This window comes from Bacillus sp. PAMC28748, from assembly GCF_014250415.1.
In the GTDB taxonomy this organism is placed as follows: domain Bacteria; phylum Bacillota; class Bacilli; order Bacillales; family Bacillaceae; genus Bacillus; species Bacillus licheniformis.
The window spans coordinates 2,804,353-2,824,333 of sequence record NZ_CP060192.1 but is presented as its reverse complement, the minus strand read 5'-3'; the positions used below and the strand labels follow the sequence as shown (position 1 = coordinate 2,824,333).

Annotated in this window: 27 protein-coding genes; 3 read left to right on the top strand and 24 right to left on the bottom strand. The window is 45.5% G+C overall.

What is annotated here, in order from left to right:
• Positions 1 to 50 precede the first annotated feature (50 nt).
• Complete coding sequence (locus H7F26_RS14560; protein ID WP_003181342.1) at positions 51 to 428, top strand: Rok-like winged helix domain-containing protein; 378 nt, start codon at positions 51 to 53, stop codon at positions 426 to 428.
• 29 nt (positions 429 to 457) lie between these two features.
• Here H7F26_RS14560 and moaD read toward each other — a convergent pair whose 3' ends face one another.
• The 6 genes from moaD to H7F26_RS14530 form a co-directional block, all read right to left on the bottom strand.
• Positions 458 to 691 carry a molybdopterin converting factor subunit 1 gene (gene moaD / locus H7F26_RS14555; RefSeq protein WP_003181340.1) on the bottom strand — a complete coding sequence of 78 codons (234 nt, stop codon included), beginning with the start codon at positions 689 to 691 and terminating at the stop codon, positions 458 to 460.
• On the bottom strand, positions 688 to 1,182 hold the full coding sequence (locus H7F26_RS14550) for a molybdenum cofactor biosynthesis protein MoaE (RefSeq protein WP_003181338.1): 495 nt from the start codon (positions 1,180 to 1,182) through the stop codon (positions 688 to 690). The genes moaD and H7F26_RS14550 overlap by 4 nt, the downstream gene beginning before the upstream one ends.
• Complete coding sequence (gene mobB / locus H7F26_RS14545; RefSeq protein WP_003181336.1) at positions 1,161 to 1,688, bottom strand: molybdopterin-guanine dinucleotide biosynthesis protein B; 528 nt, start codon at positions 1,686 to 1,688, stop codon at positions 1,161 to 1,163. The genes H7F26_RS14550 and mobB overlap by 22 nt, the downstream gene beginning before the upstream one ends.
• Positions 1,655 to 2,947, bottom strand: a complete 1,293-nt coding sequence (glp, locus tag H7F26_RS14540; protein ID WP_003181335.1) for a molybdopterin molybdotransferase MoeA — start codon at positions 2,945 to 2,947, stop codon at positions 1,655 to 1,657. Before glp ends, mobB begins: the two co-directional genes overlap by 34 nt.
• A 19-nt stretch (positions 2,948 to 2,966) precedes the next feature.
• Positions 2,967 to 3,980, bottom strand: coding sequence for a molybdopterin-synthase adenylyltransferase MoeB (locus tag H7F26_RS14535; protein ID WP_011197943.1), 1,014 nt, complete (start codon positions 3,978 to 3,980; stop codon positions 2,967 to 2,969).
• Between the two features lie 105 nt (positions 3,981 to 4,085).
• Complete coding sequence (locus H7F26_RS14530) at positions 4,086 to 4,673, bottom strand: molybdenum cofactor guanylyltransferase (protein WP_003181331.1); 588 nt, start codon at positions 4,671 to 4,673, stop codon at positions 4,086 to 4,088.
• A 152-nt stretch (positions 4,674 to 4,825) separates the two neighbouring features.
• Between H7F26_RS14530 and H7F26_RS14525 the strand changes: the two genes are divergently transcribed.
• Positions 4,826 to 5,782, top strand: a complete 957-nt coding sequence (locus H7F26_RS14525; protein WP_009328583.1) for a coiled-coil domain-containing protein — start codon at positions 4,826 to 4,828, stop codon at positions 5,780 to 5,782.
• Positions 5,783 to 5,927: 145 nt separating this feature from the next.
• Here H7F26_RS14525 and rok read toward each other — a convergent pair whose 3' ends face one another.
• From rok to fadH, 18 genes are all read right to left on the bottom strand, one after another.
• Positions 5,928 to 6,518 (bottom strand): transcriptional regulator Rok, encoded by a 591-nt coding sequence (rok, locus tag H7F26_RS14520; RefSeq protein ID WP_003181328.1) that lies wholly within the window; start codon positions 6,516 to 6,518, stop codon positions 5,928 to 5,930.
• Positions 6,519 to 7,065: 547 nt separating this feature from the next.
• Complete coding sequence (locus H7F26_RS14515; protein ID WP_003181327.1) at positions 7,066 to 7,524, bottom strand: TlpA family protein disulfide reductase; 459 nt, start codon at positions 7,522 to 7,524, stop codon at positions 7,066 to 7,068.
• An 81-nt stretch (positions 7,525 to 7,605) separates the two neighbouring features.
• A complete protein-coding gene (ahpA, locus tag H7F26_RS14510; RefSeq protein ID WP_003181325.1) occupies positions 7,606 to 8,148 on the bottom strand; it encodes a biofilm-specific peroxidase AhpA in 543 nt (180 codons plus the stop codon).
• Positions 8,149 to 8,442: 294 nt separating this feature from the next.
• Entirely contained in the window at positions 8,443 to 8,688 is a 246-nt protein-coding gene (locus H7F26_RS14505; RefSeq protein WP_003181323.1) for a YkuS family protein, read from the bottom strand.
• 62 nt (positions 8,689 to 8,750) lie between these two features.
• Positions 8,751 to 9,875, bottom strand: coding sequence for an N-acetyldiaminopimelate deacetylase (locus H7F26_RS14500; RefSeq protein WP_003181321.1), 1,125 nt, complete (start codon positions 9,873 to 9,875; stop codon positions 8,751 to 8,753).
• A gap of 68 nt (positions 9,876 to 9,943) precedes the next feature.
• Positions 9,944 to 10,654: a 2,3,4,5-tetrahydropyridine-2,6-dicarboxylate N-acetyltransferase gene (gene dapD, locus H7F26_RS14495; protein WP_003181319.1), complete on the bottom strand. Its 711-nt coding sequence runs from the start codon at positions 10,652 to 10,654 to the stop codon at positions 9,944 to 9,946.
• A 105-nt stretch (positions 10,655 to 10,759) separates the two neighbouring features.
• The gene (locus H7F26_RS14490; RefSeq protein ID WP_011197942.1) at positions 10,760 to 11,212 is read right to left on the bottom strand and encodes a flavodoxin; all 453 of its coding nucleotides are present in this window, start codon (positions 11,210 to 11,212) and stop codon (positions 10,760 to 10,762) included.
• Between the two features lie 29 nt (positions 11,213 to 11,241).
• Positions 11,242 to 12,135 carry a WD40/YVTN/BNR-like repeat-containing protein gene (locus H7F26_RS14485; RefSeq protein ID WP_003181315.1) on the bottom strand — a complete coding sequence of 298 codons (894 nt, stop codon included), beginning with the start codon at positions 12,133 to 12,135 and terminating at the stop codon, positions 11,242 to 11,244.
• Positions 12,125 to 12,604 carry a flavodoxin gene (locus H7F26_RS14480; RefSeq protein WP_011197941.1) on the bottom strand — a complete coding sequence of 160 codons (480 nt, stop codon included), beginning with the start codon at positions 12,602 to 12,604 and terminating at the stop codon, positions 12,125 to 12,127. Before H7F26_RS14480 ends, H7F26_RS14485 begins: the two co-directional genes overlap by 11 nt.
• Positions 12,605 to 12,735: 131 nt before the next feature.
• Complete coding sequence (locus H7F26_RS14475; protein WP_003181309.1) at positions 12,736 to 13,611, bottom strand: transcriptional regulator CcpC; 876 nt, start codon at positions 13,609 to 13,611, stop codon at positions 12,736 to 12,738.
• 142 nt (positions 13,612 to 13,753) lie between these two features.
• The gene (gene cbpB / locus H7F26_RS14470; RefSeq protein ID WP_003181307.1) at positions 13,754 to 14,197 is read right to left on the bottom strand and encodes a cyclic-di-AMP-binding protein CbpB; all 444 of its coding nucleotides are present in this window, start codon (positions 14,195 to 14,197) and stop codon (positions 13,754 to 13,756) included.
• Between the two features lie 180 nt (positions 14,198 to 14,377).
• Positions 14,378 to 14,557 carry an antirepressor AbbA gene (gene abbA / locus H7F26_RS14465; RefSeq protein ID WP_003181305.1) on the bottom strand — a complete coding sequence of 60 codons (180 nt, stop codon included), beginning with the start codon at positions 14,555 to 14,557 and terminating at the stop codon, positions 14,378 to 14,380.
• A 138-nt stretch (positions 14,558 to 14,695) separates the two neighbouring features.
• Complete coding sequence (locus H7F26_RS14460) at positions 14,696 to 15,214, bottom strand: ribonuclease H-like YkuK family protein (protein WP_009328590.1); 519 nt, start codon at positions 15,212 to 15,214, stop codon at positions 14,696 to 14,698.
• A 57-nt stretch (positions 15,215 to 15,271) separates the two neighbouring features.
• A complete protein-coding gene (locus tag H7F26_RS14455; RefSeq protein ID WP_003181301.1) occupies positions 15,272 to 15,421 on the bottom strand; it encodes a hypothetical protein in 150 nt (49 codons plus the stop codon).
• 11 nt (positions 15,422 to 15,432) lie between these two features.
• Positions 15,433 to 15,675, bottom strand: coding sequence for a YkuJ family protein (locus H7F26_RS14450; protein ID WP_003181299.1), 243 nt, complete (start codon positions 15,673 to 15,675; stop codon positions 15,433 to 15,435).
• A gap of 456 nt (positions 15,676 to 16,131) precedes the next feature.
• Positions 16,132 to 16,758: a DUF3993 domain-containing protein gene (locus H7F26_RS14445; RefSeq protein ID WP_003181298.1), complete on the bottom strand. Its 627-nt coding sequence runs from the start codon at positions 16,756 to 16,758 to the stop codon at positions 16,132 to 16,134.
• A 110-nt stretch (positions 16,759 to 16,868) separates the two neighbouring features.
• Positions 16,869 to 18,089 carry an EAL domain-containing protein gene (locus H7F26_RS14440; protein WP_003181297.1) on the bottom strand — a complete coding sequence of 407 codons (1,221 nt, stop codon included), beginning with the start codon at positions 18,087 to 18,089 and terminating at the stop codon, positions 16,869 to 16,871.
• 67 nt (positions 18,090 to 18,156) lie between these two features.
• A complete protein-coding gene (gene fadH / locus H7F26_RS14435) occupies positions 18,157 to 18,921 on the bottom strand; it encodes a 2,4-dienoyl-CoA reductase (protein WP_003181295.1) in 765 nt (254 codons plus the stop codon).
• Positions 18,922 to 19,066: 145 nt separating this feature from the next.
• Here fadH and H7F26_RS14430 point away from each other — a divergent pair, with 145 nt between their 5' ends.
• Positions 19,067 to 19,924: a metallophosphoesterase gene (locus H7F26_RS14430; protein WP_003181293.1), complete on the top strand. Its 858-nt coding sequence runs from the start codon at positions 19,067 to 19,069 to the stop codon at positions 19,922 to 19,924.
• Positions 19,925 to 19,981 lie beyond the last annotated feature (57 nt).

Genomic DNA, 19,981 nt, shown 5'->3' with positions numbered 1-19,981 from the left:
GTAAAATAATAGAAAAAGTTATCAAATTATGAATGACGGAGTTGATTGCAATGTCGAAAAGAGAGGCTTTAAAAAAACGGCTTCTCCTCTTAGGTGAATTGGAACAAAAAATCTGGAAGGACTTCCGGAAAGAACGCGAAGGGATTTATGCAAGGTTGGGAGAACTTGACAGACAAATCCAGCGACATAGACGTTCCAATAAAGAGTATTATGCAGCACATTGCGTAGACATTATTAAACAGCAAAAAGGAGAAATTGTAACGACAAAAGAACTGAAAATGAAACTGAAGGAAAGAACCAATTTTAACGTTCACCGTATTAGTGAGCTTTATGACCTGATTCAAAAATTAGAACCAAACATTTCGAAAGAACGGCGCGGCTGTTTTCTTTATATAGAGAACGGTTCTAAAAAAAACGTCGGTCGGTGACAGGCTTATGCCTGAACCGACCGACGTTCTCATCCTCCGCTGACCGGGGGAATAAAAGCAACCGTATCTCCCGACTCGACCTCACTGTTTCCTCTTCTGTACACTTCGTTCACAGCGATCATCGCCCGGTCCGTCCCCTGAAGATTGTACGTTTCTTTTAAAAACTGTCTAATCTCGTCTGTTGTCGTCTTTTCTTCATCTATATCGATACTCTGCGCACCCGCTTGTTCCGCAAGCTGGGCAAACAGCAAAATTTTAATCAATGGTCAGCACCTCTTTCTCTGCCGGAAGCCGCCTCTTCAATATCCGGTTTCCCTTCCGGGTATTCAGTTGTCTCAAGCTGGTCGCCGATCCAAGTCTCGCCGTCCTCCCAATGTTCTTTTTTCCAAATCGGGACGATTTGCTTTATTCTTTCGATCGCATATTCGTTCGCTTCATACGCCGCTTTCCGGTGAGGCGACGACACGGCGATGACAACGGCCGCGTCAGAAATGTCCAGCCTGCCGATGCGATGGGTAATGGCTGCAGCTGTGCCGGGCCATTTTTCATTGATTTCTTTGCCGATCTGAGCGAGCATGCTGACCGCCATTGGAACATAAGCTTCATATTCGAGATAGAGGGTCTTTTTTCCGTTGGTCCATTCTCTCACTGTTCCGATAAACGTCGTGACGGCACCGGCTTCCCTTCTTTCAACTTTTTTGACGACATCTTCGATGACAATCGGGTCTTTTGTTATGATAAATCGTTCAGACAAACGCCTTCCTCCTTTAGATGATTCAGAATAAAAGCCAGGGCACCCGGGTCTTCAATATGAAAGGATGGAACATCTGTTTTCGGCTCGCTCTGCTGGTAAATGACGGCGATGATGCCGTCCAATTCCTTCAGGAGCCGGCAGTCCGCTTCGTTTCTGACCATGACAACTTTTTGATATGGCGCATGTTTAAATCCTTCGATGAGGAGACACTCAACTGCTAAAACGCCGTAAGCGGCAATCAGTTGATCAAGCGTCCACTCGCCGCGCGCCGTAAGCTGAAAAACGCCCGCACCTTCTACGCCGGACGCAGCCGCTCCAGCCCGAAAAAAGCGGTCGGAATCCTTCCCTTCGGCAAAAGCGTCCGGTTCTCCTCCATGTCCGTGGTGTTTCAGACAGCCAACATTGACTCCTAGCTGATCGAGCTTTCCCGCCAATTTTTCAACGAACGTCGTTTTGCCGCTGTTTTGGTACCCTACGATCTGGAGGATTGGAAAATGTGCGGCCACAGCTGTTCACTTCCGTTCTCATCCCGGTATAAAAGAACATGCACTCTTGCCCCGGCTTCAAAGCCTCTCGTTCCGCCCGGCAAAACCATCAGCGCATTGGCATCTGCAAGAGACGTTACGGCGCTCGATTTATCCAGACCGACAGGCTCCGCCTGAAGCGCGCCGTCTTGAATGGATACAAACGAGCGGACAAACCTCGTAAACGGGTTAGGTTTTGGAAAATCCTTGGCTAAAACCGCTTCTGCACATAAAGAATACGGCTTCGGATGATGCAGCCAGGTGCGCAGGGACGGCTTGACGAAAAGCTCAAATCCAACGAAGCAGGCTGACGGGTTCCCGGACAGCCCAAACAGCAATTTGCCGTTTAATTGAGCGACCGTCGTTACACTTCCGGGACGCATCGCCACTTTATTAAACAGGACCTCGGCACCGAGCTTTTCGTAAATTGCCGGCAGAAAATCAAAGTCCCCTACGGATACCCCTCCGGTCGTAATCAGAAAATCCACCTTGTCCAAAGCTTTTTCCACCGCTGCAAAGCTTTCGTCAAATTGATCAGAAATCTTTCCTAAATAAAGGGGTTTTCCGCCTGATTCTTCAACCTGAGCGGCCGCCATGCCTGCATTGCTGTTGCGGATTTTTCCGGGAACAAGAGGATCGCTGACATTCAGAAGCTCCGTCCCGGTGGCAATGATGCCTACCACAGGCTTTTTGACTGCAGGAACCGCTGCATATCCGAATGTTGCAAGCAAAGCGACAACACCCGGCGTTATCCGGGTTCCTTTTTTCACAAGAACTGATCCTTTTCTCGCATCTTCTCCGGTTTTTGATATATTTTCTCCCGGCTGTAGTGAGCGCTTCAACACCATATAGTTTTTGCCGTCTTCCGAGAAGGTTTTTGTCAGCTCAAGCATGACTACCGCATCAGCGCCCTCCGGAATCTGCGCTCCCGTCATAATTCTGACGGCTTGAAAAGAACCCAGCTTTTTATCCGATACGGCCCCGGCTCCAATGTGATCAACCACCTCGAATTGCAGCGGATTTTCCCCCGAAGCACCGGCTGTATCGCATGCTCGGACAGCAAAGCCGTCGTATGGCGAACGGTCAAAAGCGGGTACATCGTGATCAGCCTTGACATCTTCGGCTAAAAATCTATGGAGACTCTCCTCAAGGTGAATCCACTCTGCATCTCCCAGCTTCTGGTGCTGAGAGACACGCGCAGCGGCTTCAAAAACTGGAATGGGCGTTCTTTTTTCAATCATTTAAAAAAACCTCCTGTTGTTACATTCCGATGACTCTCGCCAATATGGAGTTGGCTTCTTTTATATCATTTGTGCCGTGAACAAGGGCTCTTCCATCGTTGAAAATAACGATTCTGAACGCCTCATATTGTACATGCAGCAAATAATCATTCGCATCCACTTTTCCGATGACCGAAAGCTTTTTCATGAGCTCCTCTTTAGGCAGCCGTTTTAACATTTCGCTGCGAATTTGGACGGTCTCTCTTCCGCACAGCACGTCGGCTTTCTTTTGGCTCATGTTGCTGAGGAAAGGATAAACCGGCGTTTCTCCGCACGAAGGACATTTCTCATTGCGGCCGATCTGCATGCGATAATGGGTGTTCGCCCATAAATCAAACGTGACAAAAGCAGTTTGAAGCGCTTCTTGCTGTCCAGTTAAGATTTTTAAAATTTCAGCTTGCTGATAAGCCGACACCATTTGAACGGCCGGCGAAATAATCCCCGACGTATCGCATGTAGCCCCGCCAATCGGAACATCTTCAAACAGGCAGGCAAGGCATGGCGTTTTTTGGGGAATAATCGTCATATACATGCCCTGACTGCTGACACAAGCGCCGTAAACCCACGGAGTACCCGTCTCCTGCGCAAGGTCATTGATGATCATGCGGGTCTCAAAGTTATCCGTTGCATCAATGACGGCATCCGCCTCTTCGATCAGCGGTCTGAGTGTTTCAACTGTGCCGTCTGCAACATATGTACGAAGCTCAACACCGCTGTTGATCTCGGAAAGACGTTCTTTTGCAGCCGCCGCTTTCGGAAGCCTTTCCTCCGCGTCTTTCTCTGTGTAGAGCTGCTGCCTTTGCAAGTTGCTCCATTCCACATAATCGCGGTCTATAATAGACAGTGCGCCGATGCCTGCGCGCACAAGCCCTTCAGCGGCTGACGTGCCAAGCGCCCCGGCCCCGACGATCAAAACATGGCTCTGCCTGATTCTGTCCTGACCCGCCTGTCCGATGTTTTGATATCTGATTTGTCTTGAATACCGTTCATGCATCAGGATGATCCCCTTTACTTCCTTTTCTATATCATACCATTTTTCCGTCTGCTGTTCTTTGAAAAACACCTTCCGAAAAACCCTTGCAATCTATGATAAAATATTTCATCCCGGAAAGAACGGCTCTATTTCTTCTAAATCCGACTTTTTATTGACATTTATAAATTCCCACGGCTCTGCACCAACCGCATCTGCTTCAATGTACTTGACGCGAATGCGGTCGAGAAAACTGCTGATCTTCAGTTCGTTCTGCTGAAGCTGTTCATGGAGGACGGATTTTACCCTTCTGTGGTAGACGGCAACAAGCGGCTGCGCCCTTCCGTCTGCGACAGGCACGACGGCGTCATCCGCCGGGGTCAACTGCCGTTTTAAAGCCGATATGGTCTCCTGCCGGACAAGCGGGGTGTCACAGGCCGAAAAAATATAGCATTCCCCTTCCGCCCGCTCCATGGCTGTGTACATACCGGCAAGCGGCCCTTTCCCTCTGTACGGTTCGATATCTTCCAGCACCGCTTTTTCCCCGAGTTCTATAAACCGCTCCGTCAAGCCCGGACGGCTCAATATCAGGACGTCGTCTCCCAGCGCCTGTTTGCACCATTGATAAAGCGGCTTGCCTTTCCAGCGGGCAAACGCCTTCGGTTCCCCAAAACGGCGCGAAAGCCCCCCTGATAATATGACATGTATTTCTTTCATACGGCTCAACCTTCCTTCGCGTGTTCCTGCCTGCGAACATCATAGCAAAACTTTAGAAATCCGAACAAGTCTGTAAAATCTCTTTTTCAAAAGGCATGGCGGGTTTCATTTATGCATATTGTAGTTGTAACATTTATAGGGGGCTGGTCACCATGAAAAAAACATCGGGTTCGCTGCCTTATTTTCAAGATTTATCACAGGAAAACCTTTTTTTAAAAGCTGAGCTGGCAAGATCACATCAATTGATACACGAGCTTGAAGCAAGCTATTTTCACCAGAAAAATCATAAGCTCAGCCGGGAAAACGCAGCAATGAAACAGCAGCTTCAGCAGCTGTCATTCGAACTGGAGCGGATTTCGGCAAACAAGGAAGACAAGTCGGCCGAAACGCTCAACCGGATAAAAAGCGAATTGCTGAGTAAAATCGTCGTTCTTCAGGAGCTTCTTCAAAAAGAAACCTATGCAAGAAAACAAGAGATAGAAGAAAAGCACCGCCTTCATTTAACAAATGTAAAAGCCGAAGAAGAGAAAAAAAGCTTACATAGCCAAATAGAATACGAAAAGCTTCATGCAGAAAGAGAAAAAACGCTGAGGGAAAAAAAGGAACAGGAGCTCAAAAACGCTGCATACGAAAATGCCCGCCTGAAAGATGAACTTCATGCTAAAAGTCTTCAGCTCAAACAAATCGAAACTGATGTTGCGGTATTAAAAGAGCGGGTGACGGAAACGAAAAGCCGGCTTTTGGAGGCTGAAAAAACAAAAGAAGCGCTGTTTTATGAAACGATTCTCTCTTATAAAAGGCAACTCGATGAAAGTGATAAGTGGATCGCTTCTCATTTTGCCGATATTGATGCATTTCAGCAGACGGAGAAGGCGCTTGAACAAAACGAGGAGGTTTTTGAACGGACAGAACAGATCGAGGCGGTGCTTCAAACTGTTACAGAGCAAGTTGATCAGCTCCAACAACAATTGAGCGCCATTCAACAAAATGATACGAAAATGGATCAAAAAATAACAGAATGGAAAAAACAGGCGAAAGAAGAAACACCCCCGCAAAAATGGGTCTATCAAATTAAACGCAAAGACAAAGAAACAAAACCTTTAAATTAAATACCACTTTAAGGAATAATTTGGTTTTTACAAAAAAACCGCTTGAGTAGATTGTCTCAAGCAGTTGATTGGGCGGCGCGTATAAAGCGGCCGCCTTTATGTTCCCTTAAAATGGAAACGCTATCTGAAAAAGCAAGGGTTTGACCTATTGCTGCTCTGTCTCAGTAGAAATCTCACCCTCTAATATATATTGACCGCGGTATGGTTTTTTGACTTCCGGGTACATTTTAATCAGGCTTTGCATAAAGGTTGTCATATTAGGGATCTCAAGTCCGCTCTCTTTTTCGATTTCTTTTTGAAGTTCGGAGCTTTTGATGGCCGCATTATGGCGTTTTAATGTTTTAATCGCCGCTTCACGCAATTTTGCAGCTTTTGAGCCTGGACGTGCTGTACCCCTTCTGCGCCTTGTCGTTCCATCTGGAATTCCGGCAGGCAGTGAGGAGGTTTGCGGAGAAGTCTGCTGCTGGTTCTTTTGAGATGCTTGCGGCTGCTGTTGCTGCTGTTGCTGGTAGCTCTTCATCTCCTGTGCAGCCAATTCAGCTAAAACAGGGAGAGATTCAGTTTTACGCTCCGGGCGAAAATCTTTTTTTGTATCATTAAAGCTGGATGGACGATCCAATTCACGCAGCTTTGCATATATGTTATCCCGCTCAATTTGATACTCCCTAATCACCTTAACTTCAGCCTCGTTCAGCTGCTCTAATCTTAAACGCAATGCTTCCCTCTCGTTAAACATACCGTTTATACCCTCCTATCAGAATAAATAAACCTTCCAATAAAAATATTAGATTACCAAACTAATTTTATCAACTATTTTTTCGTTTTTCTACTGTTGCTCTCCGTTAAGAAAATAGAACTAAATTTCCGAAAAACTTGAAGCCTGAGGAGTTTTTGAAGCATTTCGGCCTATTCTAAGCTCATTGTCGAAAAATGGTAAATAATGAAGGAACCTAGAAAATTACTTTTCAATGAAACATAATTTAGGAATAGAATCCACTGTTTAATTATGATGGAAAGTGTGAGATATCAATGATTATTCCGCCTTATAAATCCAGAATATTTAAAATTTCCAGATTTCACTTGTCGAATCCACAGTCTTTTATGCACGGGGTAAGTAAGAAATGCTCCCGAACCAAAAACAGGCCACCAGACTCATCAAATGAAATAAACAGTGTCAAATGGCCTATTTGTCGAAAGGGGAGGCTAGAGGAAATTTTTTTTGTTTTTTTGTAATTGGGGAGCCAAATAAATAAAAAACCCCATGAAAACGGGGTTTTTCATCTTTATTCAGCAGACTGTTCTGTTTCGGCAAGAACGCGGTTCACACGTTTTTCGAGCATTTTCATTCCGCTGCCTCCAGCTTGAAAATGGCGAAGCTGGCCTGTTTTGTCAAACACGTAATAAGCAGGGACATATTCATTCTCAAAAGCGTCAGTCAGCTTATGGTCGCTGTCAACAAAAATAGGCTGAGTGATATCATGTTCAGCGGCAACTTCTTTGATTTTATTCAAGTCTAAATCGTCTTCTGAACGCGGCATATGCACGGCCACCACGTTTAGTTTATCGCTGTAGCGGTCGCGGAATTCATTGACCTGGGGCATCGCCTCTTTGCACAAGTGGCAGCTGATGGACCAAAAATGAATTAATGTCGGCTTTTCTCCTATAAGCTGCTCTTTTGTCACTTCTCCGTTTAACCACTCTTTTGCGCCGGTCAGTTCCGGCATCGGCTGACGTAATTTCATGATTTTTCCTCCAATGTCATTTTTGTCGTTTAAAAAGGTCTAACAAATGTTAGACCTTTCCAATCAGATTTCTTATCGAAATTAAAGGGTTGCTTGTCCCGGTTTCCAGTTTGCAGGGCAAAGACCGCCTGTTTGCAGCGCTTGAAGCACGCGCAATGTTTCGTCTACATCACGGCCGATATTGTTATGGAACACTGTTTGATATTGAAGTTCGCCTTCTGGATTAATGATGAACAATCCGCGAAGCGCTACACCTTCTTCTTCAATCAGTACGCCGTATTCACGAGATACTTCATGGTTTGTGTCGGCAGCAAGCGGATATTTCAGCTGGCCGAGACCGTTATCTTTGCGGTCCGTGTTAATCCATGCCAAGTGAGTGTGGATGGTGTCAGTTGATACGCCGATAACTTCTGCATCAAGGTCTTCAAACTCGTCATAGCGGTCAGACATTGCTGTAATTTCTGTCGGACACACGAAAGTGAAGTCCATTGGATAGAAGAATAGAACCGTCCACTTATCATTTTTCATGTTTTCTTCAAGGCTTACTTTTCCGAATTCTTTGTTTGCAAGAACCGCTTCCATTTCAAAGCGCGGCGCTTGTTTACCTACCATGCGTTCTGCCATTTTATGTATCCCTCCAATTGTGATTTTTGGGTTATGCTACCCGTATCTAAATGAGAATTCAAATATTAAATTCTCATTTAGTTAATAATATCACATACATAGTTCATTATAATGCTTACCATATTTTAAGTCAATATTAATTGATAATAAATTTAAATTAGCGGTTGTTCTATTTAAATCCTTTAAAAAAATTGTAACATGCCGCCGGATGAGGAAACAACCGTTTAACACGCAGCAGCTGTTTTTTTTGGAAAACAAGTTAAAACCGAAGCTGGAACTTCGGTTTTATGTCTATTACTGAAGTTTTTGCTCAACCTGCTGACAGATTTCATCGGCAGTTAAACCCGTCGCCTGTATGACAGATGCTCCGGTCATCGTATCTGAAATCCCGAGCATATCAGTGTCCAGACCAGTGACGACGCAGCAGTCGCAGCCTTTTGCATCGTCTTCGGTTTTCATCGTTACAACCTCATACCCTTTTTCCTTCAAAGCAGCCTCGACATCAGAAAGAGATTGTTCGATTCCGATTTTTTTCGACATGAAGAAACACCTCCACCAATTAAGATGCCACGTTTGCCGATTTTTTATACCAGCCGCTTTATCTAATTGGCTTTGGAAGAGAAATAAGCCGTCATGACGCGGACTGCCGTTTCAAGCGCTTCCTCTTTCGGCTGCAGCTTGGCGTGGTGAAGCCCGTAAGGTGAATCGACGCCGAGCCAAAACATGAAGCCCGGATACTTTTTCAGCATATAGCCGAAGTCCTCCCCTGTCATCGCTTCTTTTGAACGGACGACCTCTGCAAGGCCGTTTTCAGAAACGAACTGCATAAAGTCTTCGACTAAATCGCTTGAATTGCAGACCTGATAATATGCTGCAGGATAGCTGACTTTACCGCTGCATTGATAAGCCGTTTCCAGGCCCCGAACCATGGCCTCGATCCTTTTCTTCACCTGTTCCATTGACGCTGGGGACAGCGTCCTGATCGTCCCTTCAAGCCTTGCTTCCTGAGCGATGATGTTTTGTGCCGATCCGCCTGTAATCGTCCCGATGGTAATGACAGCACTGTCCAGCGGATCGACATTCCTGGCTACGATCGACTGCATTTGCGTAACGAGCGAACTGGCCGCGACCACCATATCTTCTGCAAGGTGGGGATATGCGGCATGCCCGCCCTTTCCTTCAAGTTCGATTACGAGCTCCGACGTATTGGCAAAGAGCAGCCCGCTTTTCGTTCCGATCGTTCCGACCGGGAGTTCAGGCGCGATGTGCAGCGCTGTGATCATGCTCGGCTCCCACTTTTTAAACAAGTCGCTTTCAAGCATCGGCTCAGCGCCGCCCGGTCCTTCCTCAGCCGGCTGGAACAAAAACAGCAGATCTTGTTTAACCGGGTGGCGGACGAAATGATCGATGATGCCGAGGGCAATCGTCATGTGGAAATCATGCCCGCACGCATGCATCCTGTCCTGATGAACGGAAGAAAAAGAATATCCGGTATCTTCCCGAATAGAGAGCCCGTCCATATCCGCCCTGTACGCCAAAATCTTTTCAGGGGCCGTCCCTTTAACCTTTACAAACAGTCCGGTTCTCCACTTTTCAATTTCAATCCGTCCTTCCGGATGCTTTGCTAAGTGGTTCAAAAGATAAGCCTGTGTCTTATATTCCTGAAAACCGAGTTCAGGAATTTGGTGCAGATCTCTGCGAATCGCTGCTAATTCGTCCAATTTCATCTTTCTAACCTCCCCGGCGATGCGAAAATGCGTGGATTGTCACATCCACGCACTTTTCGCTGCCGCTTCTAAAGCTGGCGCAATTCCTGTTTGATTTCTGTTTTGCCTTTAGTTTTTTCATCGATGTCTTTGATTTTTTTCGCAGGTGTTCCGGCGACTACTGTGTAAGGCTCAACATCTTCCACAACGATCGCGCCGGCAGCAACAACGGCTCCTTTTCCAACAGTCACGCCTTCAAGTACGACGGCGTTTGCACCGATGACGACATCGTCTTCAATAACGACAGGTTTTGCTGAAGGAGGCTCAATGACACCCGCAAGCACGGATCCCGCTCCGATGTGGCAGTTTTTGCCGACGGTAGCTCGTCCGCCCAGCACGACATTCATATCGATCATCGTTCCTTCTCCGATCACAGAGCCGATGTTGATGGAAGCCCCCATCATGATGACGGCATTATCGCCGATTTCCACTTGATCGCGGATGATCGCACCCGGCTCGATGCGCGCTTTAATATTTTTTAAATCGAGCGTTGGAATCGCCGAATTGCGGCGGTCGTTTTCGATGACATAGTCTTCAATTTTGCCTTTGTTGGCTTCGAGCGCAGCTTGAATCTCCGCCCATTCTCCGAATACAACCCCTGTATTGCCTGTAATAAAAGGCTTGGCTGAAGCGCCGAAGTCAATTCCTTCAAGGTCGCCTTTCACATACACTTTAACAGGTGTCGATTTCTTACTATTTTGAATAAATGAGATAATCTCATTTGCATCCATCATTTTCATTATGTAAGTCCTCCTTCTCTTTTTCTCCTCATTACTGTATCAAAGGAAAGATTTAAAAACAAGAAAAAAAGGAAAGGGATGTCCCGTTTCCTTTTTTATCAAAAGCTATGCCGGCACTTCACATTTCTTTGCAAAATCCCTGCCGAATTGGAGCAGCATGCCTTCTTCTTCATCCTCCGGATTCATTTCGATTTTGACGGACGGAAGCACCACGTTCCCGCCGAGCTCCTTGATTTTATCTTCAAGAATGTCGACGGCACCGCAAAAATGCTCGTAAGAAGTATCTCCGGATCCGAAAACGGCAAACGTCTTGCCTATGAAATCCATCCCTTCCATATCGTCGTAAATATCCAAAAACTCATCCGGAAGTTCTCCGTCGCCCCAAGTATAGGCGCCAAATATCATGTGCTGATAATCGTTAAAGAGCGCCGCATCTACATCCATCGCTTCATGACGGTCCACTTCGGCCCCGCCCTCAAGAAGGCCCTTCTCGATTAAATCGGCCATCGCCTCTGTATTTCCAGACATGCTTGCATAAACCAGCAAAACTTTCCCCATCATTATTCCTCCTATAAAACGCTATAAAATCAGTGGGCTGCAGCAGGCTGTTCATAAGGCCTGACAAATTTGCATTCATAAAGACCTGCGCAAAAGAAGTTCTCCTTTTGGTTGGCCACCCTGAACCCATGCCCTTTTATCGTGTCAAACCATTTCAGCTCCCTCTCAAAGAAATCAAGCTGATAGATTCTTGAAAAGCCGTCTCGGTCCTGAGCCGATGTGACATAGATGATTCCGTTGTCTTCGGACACATCCAGGAATGATTCTTCATTCTCAACAAGGCCCCGCCTGATTTGTATTTCATCATTTGTGTGAATGTTGACCAAATCGACGGCACCGTGATTCCCTTTTTTGGATCCCATCGCACATACCAGCCATTCGCCTTCAAATGCGATCATCGAGGCGGTCATGCGGCCGGTTTCTTTTTTGATCATAAAAGCCGATTCTGATGCCAAATCGTATGCCCAAACACCGCCGTGCACTTCATGAATCTGCGTCCCGATGTAAAGGCGCTCTTCATGGAGGCACAGAGAGCGGATAACGGGCGGATGACTCAAACCGGAAAACGGCTTGACGACTTTCCATGAGACGCCGAAATCGTCGGATATGTAAATGCAATGCTTCCCATGCGCACACACAAAGCCGTCCGTTCTCCCCGTGATCGACCAAATCGTGGCGTTTGTCGGAAAGCTTGAGATTGACCAGGTTGCCCCTTGGTCAGACGATCTGATAATCGTTCCTCTCTCCCCTGCGCCGAATAAATAATCGCCGATATAGGTGATGGAACAAATTTTGCTTTTTAATTGAAAGAGCCTTTTCCAGCCTTGCTCAAGTGAATAGTGAAAAATGCCTTCCCGCTTGACGGCGACAAAGTAACCGGAATGCTTTGCCGAAGCGACGGCCGTCGCACCTTTATGAAACATGGATCTCAGCCCGCCGTTTTTGCTGTTCTGCCCATCTTATAAAGCCTTCGGCAAATTCCTTGCAGCACTCGGCATCTTCATCTGTTTCAGGAGCAAGCTCTATTTTCAGTGTCTCTTGATAAAGGTCGGCGCCGGTTCGTTCAAGCATGGTGTAAAACGTGTTGACCGCTTCGCAAAATCGGGGGTATGCATAATCGCCGGATCCGAAGCATGCCGCTTTCTTTCCTTTAAGGTCAAGCGAAGAGACCTCTTCGTAAAACGATTCCGCTTCATAAGGAAGATCCCCGTCCCCCCATGTGTAGGTGCCGATTAAAAGAAGATCATATTCAGCCAATGAGTCGGTATCGACATCATCCATTTCCTGAATGGTGACATCAAAACCGTACTCTCGCAATGTATCTTTAATGATCATAGCGATATCCTCCGTGTTGCCGGACATGCTGGCATATGCAATCAATGCTTTAGACAACAGAATCACCTCTATAATTGATAATGATTTTCATTATTGTATAGATACACTTTAAATGATAATGATTATCAATGTCAATAAATCGTACAAAAAAAAGCAGTCCCCTTTTTGGAGTCCTGCCTTTCTAGTGTTTATTCCATTGCCGTACATTCTTTCACAACTTCTACAAACGCCTGTACTTGCTTCAGCTGGAAAGCCGGCTCATAACCGAGCAGCCACGTATCTCTGCCGATTGCTTTTCCTTTAGCATCAAGCAAAGGGATTTGGTGAACATGGCTCCCGCTTCCGTGAAGCGTCACCGATGGAAGGATCGCATAACCGATTCCGTGGAAAGCCATCTGTTTGCATGTTTCAATTTGGTCGACAATAATGGTTTGTTTCGGCGATGTTTTGAACTTTTGGTGCCACCAGTGCTGAATTTCCTGATAGTACGTGCTGTCGCTTTTGAACTGGATGAACGGCCGTTCCGTTTTGGCAATGTCCTCAATGTTTCGGATCTCTGTATCGACGAGGTACAATTCGTCCCGCATCAAGTAGTGCTTAGGGCCTTTCCATTCCGGGTTTCCCCTGATAATGCCAATATGAACATGGTCTTCGTAGAGGCTTTTCAGCATTTCGCTGCTCCAGCCGGTGACGAGGGAGATTTTGACGTTCGGATATTGTTTAACGTAGGTTTTCAGAACGTTCGGAAGCCAATGCTGCCCGATAATCGAAGCGGCCGCCAATTTGAGCGTACCGTGTATCTCGCCCTCCAGCTCATCTATATTCTCTCTCACTTTTTCCTGTTCCAATGTTACATCTTTTGCAAACTGGATAATTTTTTCTCCGGCAGACGTGACAGTCAGCCCTTTTTGCGATCTTAAAAAAATTTTCGTTCCCCATGATTTCTCGATGGTCTGCAGCCGCTGGGATAATGCCGGCTGGGAAACAAACAGACGTTCAGCCGCTTTCCGCATATTTAATTCTTCCGCCAGAACGACAAGCATGTGAAGCTCTTGAAGCTGCATGGACATTCCTCATTCCAATAAGTTTTTCTTATCATACATTTAATCAAACGGCTGTTTTTTAATCAAGCGGGAAGTCGGGCATCGGGGAATGTGCGGAGGATTGGATGGAGCGCTGCAAATAAAAAATAGGCCGCTGCCGCGCCTATTTATTCAACGTCCTCAAATGCTTATTCAGCTGTTTTAATACGACACGCCTTGTAAAAATGCCTTCGAAAACCTGCTCTTCATTTTCGACACATACAAACGCGTTGTTGATGACGAGTCCGAATCCTTTTAAAATCGGATCATCAATTTTTAAGCGGGGGATGTCCGTCAGCATGACTTCTTCAACATGAATCTTATCAAGCTTCTCAAATTCGATTCGTTCCAAGCCGAAGATTTTATCCATGATCATATTCGTTCCGATTAATCCGTGCAAACGGAAAGAAGCATCAAGTACAGGGATCGCGGTATATCCGGTTTTCGTCAAAACGAGAAGGGCATGTTCCAGATTGTTTCCGACTTGAACATGGGCTACTTTATCAGCATCGATCATAAACTGACCTACTGTCGTTTCAAGAAGTTCATCTGATTGCAAACTAATCATGATTTTTCGACTCCTTTTCAGCTTTAATCCATCAACGCATAATTTCCCTATACTACAATAATATAAACAATATCAATATTTGTCGAAAACTTTCCTTTCTCCCAAGGTCAGTTTATCATTCAATATCCTTTTAGGAAACAAAAAAGATACTCTAATGAGTATCAATTGATATAATCTGACCTAATTTTCAGACCGGACACGGTCATATAAGGTAACCAGTTTCTTATATGTCAGGCTATCCACATTTTTTGTACCAGTTTCTATATCATTGATCTCACTGCTTAGTAGCTCTACGGCATACTCATGGTCCAAAAGTACGTTCAGCAACAGTTTTCTCTCTTCTTCTGAAAAGCGTTCCATTCTTAACCAGCCCCCTAATTGATTTAGCTAGAGTCAGAAACAATATGTTCTCTCTAGTTTCTATAGGGCTAGAATATGAAATTGAAAATCAAACGTCAACCGCACATTTCGACATCTGTTCGATTTTCTTTCAAACAATTATTTTGTGTACCGGTTTGCATAGCTTGAAGCTGTATAGGAGTCAGGTTTAATTTTGGCGCAGATCCCCATCGAAGTGATTCGTCCTGTCATTTCCTGAATTAAATCCTTTGTCATTCCTTTTTTTCCGATATCCAAATGAACTTCAAGGGTTAAATCTGCTCCCTCGTCTGTAAACGGAAGAAGCAGATCCATGATTTCATTAAAATAATCATTTAAAAGATATGCGGCAATCTCTTGGCTGTAAGCTGTTTCAAGCGATATTTTCTCCCTGAGGCTATGTATCGGTCTGTTGACAACCGTGTTTTTCAGACAGCCCCACGCTCCTTTGCCTTTGCGGTGCAAATGGATAGCTGTGATAAATTTTGTGCAATTCTGATGGATCTGCGAGTCTGTTCCGACGGACAGCAGATAGCTTGCCCTCGGATCTTGGCGTATGAACGACTTTAGTCTCCCGATCACTTCAGGAAATGTCATTTGATCTTCAGAAAGATTGTAAAAAAGAAAAGAATCAGCCATTGGAATGCCCCTTTTCATTTTTGATCTGCACCGAAGATGGAACGATTCGTCTGTCTGCTATCCTTTTTTGGTCGGTATATTTTTCAAGCTGAACCCGCAGCTCTCACATCTGTAAATCACATTCTGATTGGACTGGGCCGTCAGAACTTGATCCATATGCTCGGTTGTTTTGCAATGCGGACAAATAACGCTTGGAAAAGCTTTCATGCCATATCCTCCTATTGCTGAAGCAGTTCAAAGATTTCGATTGAAATCATATCGATGTTGTCAAACGGAAATGTGGTAGGCTTATCTCCTTTTTGATAAACTGTCAGCTCAAACGTTTGGTTTTTTTCAAAATATTTTACGCTGCAAATTTTTTCTCCGTTCACTTCAAAATTGCGCTGCGTCGGTTCTCCGGCAGCCTCCGCAGTCTCTTGCAGGCTCTGCAGTCTCGTGATGATACCCATTAATTGTGACATTCTAAAAAAGACTCCTTTCAAAAAAACAACTTCAGGATCAACAAGTATTAATTATAATACAAGTTCTACAAAGCATCATACCACAAAGTATCAGCCGATGACATTTTTCCTTTTTGATCATGAAAAAGAAAAACCGCTTTTTCATAGTTTGAGTTTTCTTTTTTCATGTCATACATGAAAAATATTTTTTTGACTGCAGAGGAGTCTATTTGAACCACCAATTTAGATTTATGGAGCAAAGGATTGTCTTATTCCTGCGCGCGCCTAATGCCCAAAAATCCCGCAGCTATTTGAAGTGCGGGATTCCATGCAAATAAAAAACTTGGCGGGGGCAGCGCCAAGTTTTTTAAATCTTGATCTGATAGAGGGGTTGGGGAACAGAGAGGTTCATCTCTCTATAATTAAATGATAATGATTATCAGTATCATTGTCAATGATTTTCTTTAAATTCTTTTGCTAGCTGAAAATTCCGGCCAATGTCCAGTTAACATCGGTGGCAAAAAGCGGAGATGCAGCCTGGTCTCCTTCCCCTTTATCCGCAAAATTCGAGCTTGTTTCTTTTTCATCCGGTTGTTTGGACATTATTTCTTCTCCAGCCGGTTTTGTATCAGATTGGCCGATATCCGTTACTTTGAAGCTGCCGCCGGTATTCTTCAGCGTCACCGTCTGATAATTTTTTTGATATGAAACAGGGCCGTCGTTTTGATCTCCAACAAATTCATATACGGTATAGCTTCCGTCTTTCTCAGCCACTTTTGTGTCTTCGTCATAGCTGAAGAAAGGGATTGCAACTTCAGGCGCGTCTGTCCCGTAAAAAATCCACCCCGCTTGTTCAGGAAAGGCGTTCGCCTCTACATACTTCACTGCCATGGCGTGCTCCATATAAGGTTCCAAGAGGGATATCATGTCTGTTTTCGTTCTTTCCTTTTCGGTCAGCTGAAAATGGACGTCCGATACGGATTGAAGGGTCTCAAATAACGATGCTCTTGTCGGTTTTTCTCCGGCTTTGGCAAAATCCGCGCAGAAGAATACAAGAGCCGCAGCCAGAAGCGCGCACAGTAAGGATGACCAAACGTTCTTCATATGATCCACCCCTTTTTAGCATTTATATTTTCACATTTTCCTTTATATACGCGAAACAAACCTCTCGGGATTCATTTTTTCAAAAAGAAAAAGCGGCGAAAGGCCGCCGCTTAAATTAATCCGTCTTGTTCGTATAAATATGAGTAGGACAGGTCAATGAACAGATACAATTCTTCATCCATCGGATAGGAAAACGTTCTGATCATTTCCCCCGTTTCGATATCGCTGTACAAATCGCTGAAAAACCCTTTTCTCATCGTTCTCATCCTCATGATATTCTCGAGAAAATAAGGGCGCCAGCTCCAATTTTTGCCGATGTACTCAGGCTGAAATATCCATGCTCCGTCATGCTTAAACACGTTTTTCGTCAGCTGAATACCGTCTTCATCGCACATGTAAATTCTAAAGCTGCAATCTGTCAGTTCTTTTCCGAGATTGAAGAGAAATTCATCGTCTGACTGAGCCGTTTTCTTTAGCGATGTGACAAGCTGATGAACCCGTTTGTAAAACTGCTCGGAGTGATCGTACAGAATGGTTAGCTTCTTCTTCTCATGCGTGATGAATTGATGAAACTCGGCCTGCAGCCGGTCCTTTAATACATCCCGTTCGATAAATTTATCCTTCGGCAGCTCAAGATACTGCCCCTGGAAATATCGGCCCCCGTTTCTCCATGCGTATTGCAGCTGAAAGCTCGCTTCAATATCTTCATAAAGCAATGCGGCTCCGATTTTTCTGGCAAGGAGAGATATGCTGTAAAGCACATATTCATAGGAAGGCGAAGGAGAAGACAGCTTGAGCGGCTGAAGGTCGATCTTTAACAGATCCGGAGAAAGAAGAGCGATTCTGTCGAGATTGCTGCTTTCCTTACCGATATTATCAACAGCGACTTTAATTCCGTATGTACGGTAATAGGTCAGCAAATGATGAAGCTGTTCAATATCCCCTTCAAACTTTTGCTCCGTGATTTCGATAACGAAACGGCTGAGCTCGAGCCCTTTATCCTGATATTCCATCAACAGGTCGAGGAACGATTCGCCGTGATCCATCATCAGCACATTTGCATCTTGATTGACGAAGATGAGCAGGTCGCGCCCGCTGTCCAGAAAATGATCGAGCGCCTGGCGGATCACCTTGAGATCAACCTCTTTCTTGTATTCTTCCGGAATTGTCGGATCAGAAAAAAACGGCCCGAGGCTCTTCACTTCAGTTTCTACCTTGATGCGCCCCAGCACTTCATAGCCGATCACCTTTTGTTCTTCAGCACTGAAGATCGGCTGATAGTATGGAATGACATCTTCAATGTTCGTTAAAATATCGAGTGGATCCAACATGGCATATCACCTGCTTCTAATCTTTGTCTGATTATACCATACCGGCTCGCACCTTTGAATTTGAAATCTAAAACGGACGGGGATTCAGCCATTGACCTCCGTCCATCGTCACACACTCCCCGTTGACATATCCCGCCTGCTCAGAAAGCAAAAATGCGGCGAGTCCCGCGATTTCTTCAGGGGTGCCCAGCCTTTTGAGCGGAACGCTTTTGATTGTCGCGTGCGCGGCTTCTTCCGATTCAAATAATTTTTCGGCTCCGCCCGTCCTCTCGATCGGACCGGGCGCAATGGCGTTGCACCTAATCCCGTATGCACTTCCCCACTCGACGGCAAGCGTCCTTGTCAGCGACAGAACGCCTGCTTTTGCCGCCGCGGAGTGAACGACACCGGCACCGGCGCCCCATGCATACGTCGCGACCATATTTAAAATCTGGCCGCGTTTCTTTTCCTTGATCCAGTAGCGGCCGGCTGCTTGGCTGCAATAAAATGTGCCGTTCAGCACGATATCGATGACCGCCTTCCAGCCGTTGACCGATAGTTTTTCAGCCGGGCAGATAAAGTTGCCTGCGGCATTGTTAACCAAAGCGTCGATCGTGCCAAACCGTCCTGCCGCCTCTGTGATCATCTGTTCCACATCTTCAACAGACCGGACATCCATCCGGCATACGGCCACCTGCCCGGCAAAAGTTTCAATTTCTTCTTTGGCCGCTTCGAGCGTTTCTTGTGTTCTGCCCGTAATCATCACATTCCATCCTTCTTCAGCCTGCTTTTTGGCGATCGCTTTTCCCATTCCGCTCGACCCGCCGGTCACGATTACAACTTTTCTGTCCATATCCATCCCCCTTGTTATGAATGAGTATTCATTCAATTGATAGTTTATCATATAAATTAAAAAAAATTAACAAAACATGCGGACTGTCCTAAAATGGCTTTTCTGGATGATATAATGTAGAGAATCTATTAAAGGTTGGTTGATTATGAAAAATCCGTCCAGAAGACAATTTTTAAAAGGCTTCTTAGGCCTTGCCGCAGCAGGGCTCTTTACCGCTGCCGGCGGCTTGGGCTATGCGCGCTATCTCGAACCGCACATGCTTGAAACAAACTTTATTCCCATTCGGCATCGGCTCATTCCTAAAGGGTTTGATCAGTTTCGGATCGTTCAGTTCAGCGATACCCACTTAAGCGAATACTTTACAGCAGACGAGCTTTCAAATGTTGTCAGCCAAGTGAACGCCCTCTCCCCGGATCTTATCGTATTCAGCGGGGATTTAATAGATAAACCGCATCGCTACCGGGAACACGAGCGTGCTGTAAGCGCCTTAAAAAAGCTTTCAGCCCCCTATGGAAAGCTTGCTATATTCGGGAACCATGATCACGGAGGCTATGGAACAAAAGTCTATCAGACGCTCATGGCATCGGCCGGTTTTCGGGTGCTGCGAAACGATTTGCTGAAGCTTGAATTGATAGACGGAAGCGTAATTGAGATCGCTTCACTCGATGATTTGATGCTCGGCAGACCTGACTACGAAGGCATCCTGTCAAAGCTGAGCAAAAAAGCCTTTTCGATTTTGCTCGTCCATGAGCCTGATGCCGCTTTAACGGCAAATCAATACCCCGTCAATCTGCAAATATCCGGACACACCCACGGCGGACAAATTCAGATTCCCGTATTCGGTCCTTTGATTACGCCTCCGTACGGAGAAATTTATACGGAAGGAATGTATGAAACAGCCGGAATGAAAATCTATGTCAATCGAGGAATCGGCACGACCAGGCTGCCGCTCCGCTTTCTGTCAAAGCCTGAAATCACCGTGTTCCAGCTTGAATCCATTTAAATCTTGCCCGGTCTTTTGGCTCAAAACAAAAGGCATCTGCATACATTAAGTAAAAAC

Coding starts and splice junctions, on each gene's coding strand:
- H7F26_RS14560 (WP_003181342.1), top strand. CDS start 51: ATGTCGAAAAGAGAGGCTTTAAAAAAACGGCTTCTCCTCTTAGGTGAA.
- glp (WP_003181335.1), bottom strand. CDS start 2,947: ATGATTGAAAAAAGAACGCCCATTCCAGTTTTTGAAGCCGCTGCGCGT.
- H7F26_RS14535 (WP_011197943.1), bottom strand. CDS start 3,980: ATGCATGAACGGTATTCAAGACAAATCAGATATCAAAACATCGGACAG.
- H7F26_RS14530 (WP_003181331.1), bottom strand. CDS start 4,673: ATGAAAGAAATACATGTCATATTATCAGGGGGGCTTTCGCGCCGTTTT.
- H7F26_RS14525 (WP_009328583.1), top strand. CDS start 4,826: ATGAAAAAAACATCGGGTTCGCTGCCTTATTTTCAAGATTTATCACAG.
- rok (WP_003181328.1), bottom strand. CDS start 6,518: ATGTTTAACGAGAGGGAAGCATTGCGTTTAAGATTAGAGCAGCTGAAC.
- H7F26_RS14515 (WP_003181327.1), bottom strand. CDS start 7,524: ATGAAATTACGTCAGCCGATGCCGGAACTGACCGGCGCAAAAGAGTGG.
- ahpA (WP_003181325.1), bottom strand. CDS start 8,148: ATGGCAGAACGCATGGTAGGTAAACAAGCGCCGCGCTTTGAAATGGAA.
- H7F26_RS14505 (WP_003181323.1), bottom strand. CDS start 8,688: ATGTCGAAAAAAATCGGAATCGAACAATCTCTTTCTGATGTCGAGGCT.
- H7F26_RS14500 (WP_003181321.1), bottom strand. CDS start 9,875: ATGAAATTGGACGAATTAGCAGCGATTCGCAGAGATCTGCACCAAATT.
- dapD (WP_003181319.1), bottom strand. CDS start 10,654: ATGAAAATGATGGATGCAAATGAGATTATCTCATTTATTCAAAATAGT.
- H7F26_RS14490 (WP_011197942.1), bottom strand. CDS start 11,212: ATGGGGAAAGTTTTGCTGGTTTATGCAAGCATGTCTGGAAATACAGAG.
- H7F26_RS14485 (WP_003181315.1), bottom strand. CDS start 12,135: ATGTTTCATAAAGGTGCGACGGCCGTCGCTTCGGCAAAGCATTCCGGT.
- H7F26_RS14475 (WP_003181309.1), bottom strand. CDS start 13,611: ATGCAGCTTCAAGAGCTTCACATGCTTGTCGTTCTGGCGGAAGAATTA.
- cbpB (WP_003181307.1), bottom strand. CDS start 14,197: ATGATTAGTTTGCAATCAGATGAACTTCTTGAAACGACAGTAGGTCAG.
- abbA (WP_003181305.1), bottom strand. CDS start 14,557: ATGGAACGCTTTTCAGAAGAAGAGAGAAAACTGTTGCTGAACGTACTT.
- H7F26_RS14460 (WP_009328590.1), bottom strand. CDS start 15,214: ATGGCTGATTCTTTTCTTTTTTACAATCTTTCTGAAGATCAAATGACA.
- H7F26_RS14455 (WP_003181301.1), bottom strand. CDS start 15,421: ATGAAAGCTTTTCCAAGCGTTATTTGTCCGCATTGCAAAACAACCGAG.
- H7F26_RS14450 (WP_003181299.1), bottom strand. CDS start 15,675: ATGTCACAATTAATGGGTATCATCACGAGACTGCAGAGCCTGCAAGAG.
- H7F26_RS14445 (WP_003181298.1), bottom strand. CDS start 16,758: ATGAAGAACGTTTGGTCATCCTTACTGTGCGCGCTTCTGGCTGCGGCT.
- H7F26_RS14440 (WP_003181297.1), bottom strand. CDS start 18,089: ATGTTGGATCCACTCGATATTTTAACGAACATTGAAGATGTCATTCCA.
- fadH (WP_003181295.1), bottom strand. CDS start 18,921: ATGGACAGAAAAGTTGTAATCGTGACCGGCGGGTCGAGCGGAATGGGA.
- H7F26_RS14430 (WP_003181293.1), top strand. CDS start 19,067: ATGAAAAATCCGTCCAGAAGACAATTTTTAAAAGGCTTCTTAGGCCTT.